Here is a 10,006-nt window from a genome sequence, read left to right as displayed (position 1 = left end):
GCCCATGGGTTCGGCTGCGACCAAAACATGTGGCGTTTTGTCGCACCTGCTTTCGAAGATCATTACAAAGTGGTCTTGTTTGATTTTGTCGGATCCGGCAGGTCAGACATTCGGGCGTATAATCCGGTCCGCTACAGCGATCTGGACGGCTATGCCCAGGATGTGCTGGATATATGCGAGGCACTGGGGGCAATGGACGCGATTTTCGTAGGTCATTCCGTAGGTGCCATGATCGGCATTCTCGCTTCCATCCGCAGACCCGAATATTTTGAACGGCTGATTCTGATAGGCCCTTCCGCACGGTATTTAAACGACCTTCCCGATTATATCGGAGGCTTTGAACGCGAGGATTTGCTCGCTCTAATGGATATGATGGACAAAAACTATCAGGGTTGGGCAAGTTATCTGGCACCTGTCATCATGGGCAATCCGGGTCGTCCCGAGTTGTCCGGCGAGCTCGAACAGAGCTTCTGCGCAACCGATCCGAAGGTGGCCCGGCGGTTTGCCGAAGCGACGTTTCTCTCGGATTACCGGGATGCGCTTGGAAAGGTAACCGTGCCTTCCTTGATTCTCCAATGCGCCGAGGACGTGATCGCGCCTCTGGAAGCAGGGGCTTATATCCATACTCACATACCGGGCAGCGAATTTCAGCTCATGGATGCTACCGGCCATTGTCCGCACATGAGCCATCCCGATGAAACGATTCAGCTGATTCAAGCCTACTTGACTTCGGCCAAAGCCGGTCAGACAAGCGAGTCCACACGGTAGTATGGACGAACGATTGGATCAGGCGCCTTGCGGATATGTGTCCATGGCCGATAATCGCATTATTCAGGAAGTCAACGTCACGCTGTGCCGCATGCTGGGATATGAGAAACGGGGAATGTGCGGGAGCAGCTTCGAATCGCTGTTGACCCGTTCCAGCCGGATTTTTTTTCAAATCTATTTTCTTCCGCTCATAAAGCTGAACCGGGGTGTTGAGGAAATGTATTTGACGTTTAAAACGAGCAGCGGCGAAGCCCTCCCCGTGCTTCTTAACGCTTCGGCAGTGGAACGGGATGGCGAATGGGTCTACGATTGCATGCTGATGCCCATGCGCCGGCGGATGGAATATGAACAGCAGATCCAGCAAGCCGAGAGCGCTTCAAACCGGGCGCGGGAAGAGCTTGAGCGGATCGAGAACCTTCTCCGGCAGAAACGCGATGAACTGGAGCGAATACAGGGAACGTCTTCAATGGAATAAGAACAATAAAATTCATATTTCAGTAAAAATGGTTTGATAAAAAAGCCGCCGGACTCTTGTCAAAGATCCGGCGGCTTTGGTGTTTCCAGGGAGGCATGGCCGTATTTGCGCTTGTAATGGCTCAGCGTGAGAATCGGCCAAATGTACCGGTAGCTGTGGTAACGAGAGTAGAAGGTGCCGGGAAGGCCGGCCCCCGTCGGATAGGCCGTCATGCCGCCGTCCTGCTGCAGCAGGGAAGTCAGCCTTTGGACGCCCCGGTCCACGGAAGGCGACGGCTGCTCCTGCACGGCGATGAGCGCGTCCAAAGCCCAGGCCGTTTGCGACGGTGTGCTCGCTCCGAGGGGGACATAGCGCATGATCCGGTCGCTCCGGCAGGATTCGCCCCATCCGCCGTCCGGGTTTTGGATCTGCTCAAGCCAACGGACGCCTTTTTGAATCGCATCATGACTGGCCGGTACACCGGCAGCCGCCAGTCCTGTTAATGCCGCCCAGGTGCCGTAGATGTAGCATACTCCCCAGCGCCCGTACCACGAGCCGTCCTTTTCCTGGTGCCGGATCAGCCAGTTTGCGCCCCGCCGGATGAACTCATGCCGCTGCGCCAAACCCGCAAAATGGCCGAGATACTCCAGCGTCCGGCCCGTCAGATCCGCCTCGGAGGGATCGATGGCCGCGGACTTGGCCCCTTCGATTGCGAGCCAGGTCAGGATGTGCTTGTCGGTATCCTTTTCGAACGCCGGCCAGCCTCCGTCCCGGTTCTGCATCGACAGCACCCAATTCAGCCCGCGGTTCCATGCTTCCTGGTACAGCGGGTCTGTTTCCGTTAGGCGGGATATCGCGCGCAGCGCCGCCGTTGTGTCATCCACATCCGGGTTGATCGTGTTCGACTCGGAGAATCCCCAGCCGCCGGGAGCCGCATCCGGGTTATGGAGGCTCCAATCGGCCGGTTTGTCCTGCTGCCGGGACAGCAGATAGGAGGCGGCCTGACGGATGGCCGGATGATTCTCCGCAACCCCGGCCTCCTGCAGGGCATCGGCGATCAGGGCGGTGTCCCAGACGGTGGAGGGCGAATTCTGGATCGTAGTCGTCCCGTCCGCCTGACACTGCATGGCAGTCAGCCCTTTGACGGCATCGCTAATGACGGGATGCTCCCGCTCATAGCCCAAGGCAAGCAGCGCCAGAACCATCAGAATCGTGCTGCTTGCGTAGCTGTACAGGGTGCCGTCCGGTTCGATCCTTTCCAGCATAAACCGCTCGGCCCGTTCCACGGCGGCTTCATGGATAAAACGCGGTGTGCCGATCAGCCTGTTCATCCCCTGGCGGAGTTCGGCCTGCAGGTTCTCGTACTCCCGCGGCAGCGGATCGTCTTCGTCGATATCCAGGCGCGGGGAGGCAAGGTCGGAGAGGTCGGGAGCGTCCGGCGGAGAAACCGAAAACTTCCGATCCGCCATGATCAGCAGCGGCGTGAGATGGACCCTGGAATAGCCCGAAAATTCGAAAAAGTTGATCGGAAAATACGAGGGGAACAGCAGCACCTCCAGCGGGATCATGGAGATCGACCGGGGCCAGGGACGCTGGCCCGTCGCTGCCAGGATTGCCTTGGTCAAAATGCTGTCGACTTTACCGATTCCTCCACGCGAAAGGATATACCGCTTGGCGCGCTGCATATGCTCCTCCTCCGGCCGGCTGTAACCGGAGCAAAGCAGGGCGTAGTAAGCCTCCACCGAAGCCGATAAGCTGCCCTCTTCCTCATCGGGATACAGCCTCCAGCATCCGTCAGGCTGCTGCTCTTTGCAGATCCGGTCGTGAAGCTGCCGGATGAGGCCTTCCGGATCCGCCTCCAGAATACGAAAGAGGATGATAACGAAGGCGTCGATGCCGATTCCGTTTTCAAAGCAAAACCGCCAGGAGCCGTCCGGCTGCTGCGTCTTCAGGAGATAGGCCGTCAAACGCCCGGTCTCCTCATCTACCGTGCTCAGTACATTACGCATGTAAGGATGTACCTCCGTTCGTAGGTCGTTGTTAGCAATATATGTTGGCGGGGAGTGGGAAATGAGAAAGCTCGCAGCTTACTGCCGAACTTTGCGGAGCGGGTTCATCAGAAGGGAGGTGCATGGGGACGCAGCCGCAAATTGCGGTGTTAGAGGAGAGAAAAATAGATTGGCTTCAATCAACCTGCATGCTAAAGTAAAAAAAATGGATGAATCGATCCGGCAACACCAGCTCCTATTAATCCACGGAAGGTGAATGAAATGGCAGTCAATCCATCAAGCAGCAGCTTGACGTACGAAGTCTTGATCGCAGCTCCGCCCGAGCGGGTGTGGGCGGCCATTGCCACATCGGAAGGTACACGCGCCACGTTGTTCGGGTCCAGCATCGAATCGACCTTTGAGCCGGGAGCCCGCGTCGAATTCCGGGGACCGGGGCCGGATGGGGACCGGACACTTCATGTGTACGGATTCGTGAAGCAGTACGAGCCGAACCGCGTATTCTCGTATGAACAGCATCCTGCTCCGGCGTACAATGAACAGCATGAGTCCACATTTTGCGATATGACTTACCAATTGACGCCGGTGGGGGATCAGACCAAGCTGGAGCTCACTTGTGCGTGGTCCGAAGGCAATCCGGGATACGAGCACGCGAAACAAGAATACCCAGCCTCGTCCTATATGGATGCGATTCGGAATTTTGCCGAGGGGACAGAGTAGACCCGGACGGCAGGAACACCGCCGGTTGACCTGCCTCTCCATTTCGTGATTCCGGGACGGCGCTGCAAACCAAAAAGGCTTATCTCCATTTGGTGGAGGTAAGCCTTTTCATTTTGCCTCGAGCGTGTCACATGCAATTACTTCCCGTACGGATCGATCGTTTCGATCGTACCGTCCTCGTGGATCGTCAGCTCGGTGAATTTAACGCAGCGTTTGTTGTCCGCGCCGCCTGACAGGGAGCTGTCGTGATAGAACAAATACCATTTATCCTGGAACTGCACGATCGAGTGGTGGGTCGTCCAGCCGATGACCGGCGTCAGGATTTTTCCTTGTACGTAAAAGGCCCTGCGGGTTCTCGCTCACAGCGTATACGATGTTATGGGTCGTGCCGGTCGAGTAGGACAGATAATACAGTCCGTTATGCTTATGTACCCACGGTCCTTCAAAATATCTCCGTTCCTCGTCCCCTGCCAAAATCGGCTGGCCGCTCTCATCAAGAATGGAGATTTCGCGTGGCGCCTCCTTGAAGGTCAGCAGGTCGTCGCTCAGCTCGGCTACTCTTGGTCCCAGCGCCGGTTCGTCGGCCGCCGGGCCTTCTGCGTTCGGATCAAAGGTGCCCGTCTGCCATTTTTCCAGCTGGCCGCCCCACAACCCGCCGAAGTACATAAAAGCGCTTCCGTCATCATCCATAAGAACGGCCGGGTCAATGCTGAAGCTGCCCGGAATATATTCCGGCTGCGGAGTGAACGGCCCTGCGGGCGAGGAACTGGTGGCTACGCCGATCCGGAAAATGTCATCGTGATCCCGTGCTGGAAAGAAGAGGTAGTACGTATTGTTCTTATAAGCCGCATCCGGAGCCCAGAGCTGCTGCTTGGCCCAAGGGATATCGCGGAGATGCAGCGCCTCGCCGTGGTCCTGGCATGGAGAGTTCGCATCGTCCATGGACAGGATGTGGTAGTCCTCCATGTCGTACTGGTCCCCGTTATCGTTGGACGTATGCTCATGGTCCAGGTCGTGGGAAGGGTAAATATACAATTTGCCTTCAAACACGTGAGCCGAAGGGTCGGCGGTATAGATGTGGGTGACCAAAGGCTCGCGCTGTGTCACAGGCTGAGTCATCTCGTTTCCTCCTTAATCAGTGGTTGAATGGATGCTGCAATAGGTGTTCCTTTCCATTTTAACAAACAAACCGGGTCAAAAACCTACAAGATTTATAGGTCTTTTCCTCAAAATTTTAGGTTTTTAAGAGAATGGATGGTTCCTCTATTAAGACGATCAATTCTAGAGGGGAGCATCCATAAAAAAACAGGCGCCATTTCTGGCGCCTGTACTGCTCTTTCTACCAAGGCGTTTCCGTTTTATGTTCAATCACTTGCAATACTTTGGGTTCAACCATTTGTTTCAATTGTTCCAGCGCACGCTCGTCATCGGAAGCTCCTCCATGCGAATCGGCCTGGATTTGTTTTTTAGCCTGTGTGCTTGCGATGACGTCTATGACTTGTTGCTTGGAGATCTTTTTGGATGCTGCGATTTCGACGACAGTTGCACCCTTGGCCAATTCTTGTTTCAATTCTGCTGGGCTCATGTGAAGTAAAGCAAAGAGCTTTTCATCGTTTAAAAAGGCATCCGCAGTATAGTCAGGCTTGCCGTTTGTAGTGAAAAAGCCTTCCACGGATAGGGCAGTGCCGCCTCCGATCAGCGAAACACTGATCGTATTGCCTTGAACCATTGCCTGATAGAACGGCGTTGCTGATCCCTTTTCCGTATAGTTCAATATCAACGTTTTTGAGTCCGAATTCTGCATCGGCTCCATGCTGTATTCGTACTTACTGGTGCTGCCGTACAGTTTGTTAATGAGTTCATCGACCTTCGACTTAATTTCTTGATCGGTTAAGGAGATGACCGGCTTCTTCTGAGGCTGCCAGTTCTCCTGATTCACATGTTCGATTTCACCCGTAATACCGTTCAGATCAAGTCGGACTTTTTGCCGTGAGCGCCCTTTTCCTGCAGCACGATGCTGGTTTGGATGGCTTTCCCCTGAGTTGCATTCGCTGGATTTCCTCCAAGCTGGCTGGCGTCGACGATTTCAAACGACTTGGTTTCCGGGTAAGAGCGATACAGCTTGTCAAGCGCTGCCTGGCCAACCGCATCCACCTTGACTTGTTCAGCCGTCATCGGTGTTCTCGTTGCCATTTCAATCAGGGGAGGGGCCGCGAAAGCCGCGGTTGGAATCATAATTACAGCAGCAACGATGCCGCCGATCCATCGTTTTTTCATCGTTTTTTTGCTCCTTTGTCGTTGTACGTATTGAGAATAGGATTGTTCGATTCGTTTGGAAACAGCCGGGGGGCATTCCATGGTCTCTGCCTCTCGGGTCAGGTATTCGCGGATTTGGCTTTCAATAGGCATTGTTCTTTTCCATCCTTTCCAGGGGGAGGTTTCCCAACTGTTTTCGAAGCGACTGCAGGCCGGCATGATATCTGGACTTGACGGTTCCCAGCGGAATATCGAGTAATGTTGCAATCTCCTCCAGCGTATAGTCGTGGTAAAAGCGGAGAATGATCACCGTTCGCTGTTTATCGGTCAGCTTGTGCATGGCCTTTGATATCTCAGGGTCTGTCCCATCCGTCGTCACCGCGGGCTGATCCCAGTGATGCTCTTCCCGGGAAAAGACACGGATGCGTTCGAAAATTCGGAACCTCCTCCAGCTTTTCATCCGGAATCTCTGCACTTGGCGGATGACCAAGCCGTGCAGCCAGAAGTGGAAAGGACGATTCGGATCATAATTGGGAAGCGAGGTCCACATTTGCATGTAAATCTCATTCATGATATCTTCGCGATCCTGCGGATGGTCCACCAGAAAAGAGACGGTCCGGTAGACATCCCGATAGGTGGCATCATACAAACTGTGAAACGCCTGCTGATCTCCTTCGATCATTTTTGTGAGCACATGGTACATGGATTCGTTTTGCATTCAGAGGGCCCTCCTGGGTAAGCAGCTTACACCCTATATTGTCGCTCGATGGAAAAAAGGTTCGGTGTTTATATCATCCTATAAAAAATAAATATTATCTTTTCGAGCCGATTCCGAGGGATATCTGTACGTCTATAAGAAGGTCTGGAGCATCGAAGCGCTGAATTACAACGTCGCCTTGGAGGAATTATACCAATAGAAGGGCTGGGGGAAGTATTCGGAAGAGTAACGGTTTGCAACCATGCCTTAACACGAACCGTATTAGGAAACAAAACGCGAACGCGAATATGGAGGTAATGAGAGATGAATGAACAACAGGGATGCGTGAAATGCGGCAGCCGCAACGCCAAAACGAAAGAGGTGGCCATGACCGGCACAGGCTTGTCCAAAATGTTTGATATCCAGCACAACCAATTTGTTGTCGTCTATTGCGAAAATTGCGGCTATTCCGAATTTTACAATAAGCAGTCGTCGATGGGATCGAATATACTCGACCTGTTCTTTGGTTAAGCCGTGGAGGCGCACGTCCTCCACAGGCTTTGATACAAGATCGCCTTTTCCAGGGCGGTCTTTGTTGAATGAATCGTCAGTCTCCTATCCTTTTGGTCAGGATCAGCTCATGGCCTTTAACATAATTGCAGTGTTCATACGTTTTAATGGCAGCGTCGTTCCTCTTGCCAGTCAACACTTTTACGCTTTTTACGCCACGTTCCCTGAGATTTTCTTCCAGGCATGAAATGATTGCACCCGCAATTCCTCTCCTTCGTGCGGCTTCTTCAACATACAGTTCCGTAATTTCCCCCTGCGGCTCTTCATAACAAAATGAATGATAACTTTGGGCACAACCAAACCCAACGACCTTGCCCTTTATTTCCGCTACAGCAATTAATTCGTTGTTGATCTTCAGGCTCTCCATGATTTGATGGCGAGGCCGCTTGTCACCTCCGTTAAACGCTTGGTTTAGCCTCGAGAGCTCCTCTGCATCGGTTACTGATGCCAGCCTTACCTTGATATCCGCATTCATTCTTTTCATCTGCCCCACAAGTAATATAATTACATATTCTACTACATTGATGCGGTTCACTGGTGAAGATAACAGGCGTTTAGCCCCTTAACTCAATTCACCCGCGCTTCGATTTGACATCCAACTCTAAATTTATTACTCTAATTAAAGTATATAAAACAAAGTAAAGAGAAAAGGTGGAGTGGAGTTTGAAAGCATATTTTAAAAATAAAGCCGTCCTCGGCGGCATTTTTATTGATGATTTTTTATCAAATTATCATGATCGGAATCTTCATGTCCGGTTACAGCGCGCTTCCGAAAAACGTGGACCGCTTGACGATGGCGATCGTGAATGAAGACCAGCAGTCGGGCGCACAATTTGTAGAGCAGCTGCAGAAGCAGCTGCCGCTGCATGTCGTCACGGACGAATCGCTTGAGCAGGCGCAGAAGGACCTGGATAACCGCGATATTCAGTTCATCATGCATATCCCGCAGGATTTTACGCAGAAGCTGGCCGCCCAGGGCGAACAGGTGAAGCTGGACTTTTTCATCAACGAATCCAATCCGGCCTCGGTCAACAGCACGATGCAGAGCATTGCGACACAGGTTTCCTCCAAGATCAGCACGCAGATTCAGACACAGAGCTTTGAAGCCATGCTGCAGGGCATGAAGGTGCCCGCGGAACAATCCAAGCAGATGGTCGAAGGCGTGATGTCGAAGGTGACGCCGAATATCGTGTCCACGAACACACCGCCTGCCGGCATGCATAATCAGATGGCACCGATGTTCCTGACGATGGCGTCCTACGTAGGTGCGATGATTTATTCCATGATCAGCTCCGGCACGCTGAACCAGCTGAAAGCCAAAGTAGGCAAATGGAGAGCGTTCCTGTCCCTGCAGGGCGTCCATGTGGTGCTGTCCGTGATCGCGCCGCTGGTCGGTTTGGCTATCTACTTCGGCTTCCACAACTACGGGATGGAGACGTTCCTGAAAATGTGGATGGTGCATTCCCTGGAAATGCTCGTCGCCATCGAGTTCACCAGCATTTGCGTGCTGCTGCTCGGCCAGGCTGGCATGATGCTGAATCTGCCTCTGCTGCTGTCGCAGACAGTTGCGGGCGGAGCCGTACTGCCGCAAGAGATGATGCCGGGATTCTTCAAGGCTTTCAGCCACATTTCGCCGATGTTCTACACCATTCATCTGGACTACAACCTGCTTTTTGGAGGCGGGAAAACGGCGGAATACGTCCTCGGTCTGGCTCTGGTGGGTGCAGGTGCGCTCGTCATCAACCTGTTCATTCACCAGTTTAAGCCGGTCAAAACGGCCAAGGCGGAAAAGGAGCCTGCAGCGGAACCGCAATTCATGTAAAATAAGATCGGATGGGCTGACAGGAAAAGGTCCTGTCGGCCCTTTTTTCATATGATGAGGAGGATCGCAATGTCGCTTCAGATCTTTATTCTCGGCTTGCTCAGCGAGGGGGAGCACCATCCGTACGACATCAAGAAACAGGTGTTCAAGCCTCTGGAAAATACGATCACAATTAACGACGGGACGCTGTATTACAATTTTGAGGTCCTGTTGAAAAAGGGCTACATCCGCAAAATCAAAGTCGTCCAATCCGAAAACCGTCCGGAGAAAACGACCTACGGCATTACCGACGAGGGCCGCAGGGCGCTGGAAGAGGAAATTTACACGATATTTCAAAATTTCACGAGCATCACGAGCCTGTATTCATCCCTGTTGTTTCTGGATAAAGTGGATAAGCATAAGCTGGCTTACATCATCGAAGAGTCCATCGCCCGGCTGGAGAAAAAAATCCGGCTGATCGAGGAGCGGCCCGGCTTTTCCGAGGTTCCGGACAGGTACCGTGATCCGGCCCTTTTTATTAGCGAGCACGCCTACCACGCCCTGTCGAATGACGCCAATTGGCTCCGGAAGCTGATGGAACATCTCCGTTCTGCTTAACCTCCTGGCTTCACTTTTTGGGAAATCCAGGGTTGACAAAAGCAAATGGATGCCATAATATAATTAACATTTCATACCTCATAAAGGTTTCGATTAGAAATAGTAGAAGTGAAGTG

The 10,006-nt window shown here is 52.8% G+C and carries 9 protein-coding genes and 2 pseudogenes; 6 read left to right on the top strand and 5 right to left on the bottom strand.

All coding sequences use genetic code 11. The annotated features are described in order from the left end of the window. A partial coding sequence (locus tag CPT76_RS01700) for an alpha/beta fold hydrolase (protein WP_105441730.1) occupies window positions 1-768 on the top strand: 768 nt, incomplete at its 5' end. A 1-nt stretch (window position 769) separates the two neighbouring features. Next, window positions 770-1,243 (top strand): PAS domain S-box protein, encoded by a 474-nt coding sequence (locus CPT76_RS01695; protein ID WP_105441729.1) that lies wholly within the window; start codon window positions 770-772, stop codon window positions 1,241-1,243. Window positions 1,244-1,302: 59 nt separating this feature from the next. On the opposite strand, the gene shc is transcribed toward CPT76_RS01695, so the two are convergent. After that, window positions 1,303-3,231: a squalene--hopene cyclase gene (gene shc, locus CPT76_RS01690; RefSeq protein WP_105441728.1), complete on the bottom strand. Its 1,929-nt coding sequence runs from the start codon at window positions 3,229-3,231 to the stop codon at window positions 1,303-1,305. Between the two features lie 261 nt (window positions 3,232-3,492). Here shc and CPT76_RS01685 point away from each other — a divergent pair, with 261 nt between their 5' ends. Beyond that, window positions 3,493-3,948, top strand: a complete 456-nt coding sequence (locus CPT76_RS01685) for an SRPBCC domain-containing protein (RefSeq protein WP_105441727.1) — start codon at window positions 3,493-3,495, stop codon at window positions 3,946-3,948. A 137-nt stretch (window positions 3,949-4,085) separates the two neighbouring features. Here CPT76_RS01685 and CPT76_RS01680 read toward each other — a convergent pair. The 3 genes and pseudogenes from CPT76_RS01680 to CPT76_RS01670 all read right to left on the bottom strand — a co-directional run bounded on the left by CPT76_RS01680 (window position 4,086) and on the right by CPT76_RS01670 (window position 6,922). Beyond that, a pseudogene (locus CPT76_RS01680) lies at window positions 4,086-5,067 on the bottom strand (glycoside hydrolase family 43 protein). Window positions 5,068-5,287: 220 nt separating this feature from the next. Further along, a pseudogene (locus CPT76_RS01675) lies at window positions 5,288-6,357 on the bottom strand (hypothetical protein). Continuing rightward, window positions 6,347-6,922: a sigma-70 family RNA polymerase sigma factor gene (locus tag CPT76_RS01670; protein WP_105441726.1), complete on the bottom strand. Its 576-nt coding sequence runs from the start codon at window positions 6,920-6,922 to the stop codon at window positions 6,347-6,349. The pseudogene CPT76_RS01675 and the gene CPT76_RS01670 overlap by 11 nt, the downstream one beginning before the upstream one ends. 303 nt (window positions 6,923-7,225) lie before the next feature. Here CPT76_RS01670 and CPT76_RS01665 point away from each other — a divergent pair, with 303 nt between their 5' ends. Continuing rightward, window positions 7,226-7,432, top strand: coding sequence for a zinc ribbon domain-containing protein (locus CPT76_RS01665; RefSeq protein ID WP_105441725.1), 207 nt, complete (start codon window positions 7,226-7,228; stop codon window positions 7,430-7,432). A 76-nt stretch (window positions 7,433-7,508) separates the two neighbouring features. On the opposite strand, the gene CPT76_RS01660 is transcribed toward CPT76_RS01665, so the two are convergent. After that, on the bottom strand, window positions 7,509-7,946 hold the full coding sequence (locus tag CPT76_RS01660; RefSeq protein ID WP_105441876.1) for a GNAT family N-acetyltransferase: 438 nt from the start codon (window positions 7,944-7,946) through the stop codon (window positions 7,509-7,511). A 237-nt stretch (window positions 7,947-8,183) separates the two neighbouring features. On the opposite strand from CPT76_RS01660, the gene CPT76_RS01655 reads away from it, so the two are divergent. Beyond that, window positions 8,184-9,293, top strand: a complete 1,110-nt coding sequence (locus CPT76_RS01655; RefSeq protein ID WP_105441724.1) for a YhgE/Pip domain-containing protein — start codon at window positions 8,184-8,186, stop codon at window positions 9,291-9,293. A gap of 69 nt (window positions 9,294-9,362) precedes the next feature. Continuing rightward, window positions 9,363-9,890: a PadR family transcriptional regulator gene (locus CPT76_RS01650; protein WP_105441723.1), complete on the top strand. Its 528-nt coding sequence runs from the start codon at window positions 9,363-9,365 to the stop codon at window positions 9,888-9,890. Window positions 9,891-10,006: the final 116 nt, after the last annotated feature.

The organism is Paenibacillus sp. AR247 (assembly GCF_002968895.1).
GTDB classification, from domain to species: Bacteria; Bacillota; Bacilli; order Paenibacillales; family Paenibacillaceae; genus Paenibacillus_AQ; species Paenibacillus_AQ favisporus.
The sequence above is the reverse complement of the archived record's forward strand: the minus strand, read 5'-3'. Positions and strand labels throughout refer to the sequence as shown.

What these genes read in the sequence shown, in the direction of transcription:
- CPT76_RS01695 (WP_105441729.1), top strand. Translation starts at nt 770, where the DNA reads ATGGACGAACGATTGGATCAGGCGCCTTGCGGATATGTGTCCATGGCC.
- shc (WP_105441728.1), bottom strand. Translation starts at nt 3,231, where the DNA reads ATGCGTAATGTACTGAGCACGGTAGATGAGGAGACCGGGCGTTTGACG.
- CPT76_RS01685 (WP_105441727.1), top strand. Translation starts at nt 3,493, where the DNA reads ATGGCAGTCAATCCATCAAGCAGCAGCTTGACGTACGAAGTCTTGATC.
- CPT76_RS01670 (WP_105441726.1), bottom strand. Translation starts at nt 6,922, where the DNA reads ATGCAAAACGAATCCATGTACCATGTGCTCACAAAAATGATCGAAGGA.
- CPT76_RS01665 (WP_105441725.1), top strand. Translation starts at nt 7,226, where the DNA reads ATGAATGAACAACAGGGATGCGTGAAATGCGGCAGCCGCAACGCCAAA.
- CPT76_RS01660 (WP_105441876.1), bottom strand. Translation starts at nt 7,946, where the DNA reads ATGAATGCGGATATCAAGGTAAGGCTGGCATCAGTAACCGATGCAGAG.
- CPT76_RS01655 (WP_105441724.1), top strand. Translation starts at nt 8,184, where the DNA reads ATGATTTTTTATCAAATTATCATGATCGGAATCTTCATGTCCGGTTAC.
- CPT76_RS01650 (WP_105441723.1), top strand. Translation starts at nt 9,363, where the DNA reads ATGTCGCTTCAGATCTTTATTCTCGGCTTGCTCAGCGAGGGGGAGCAC.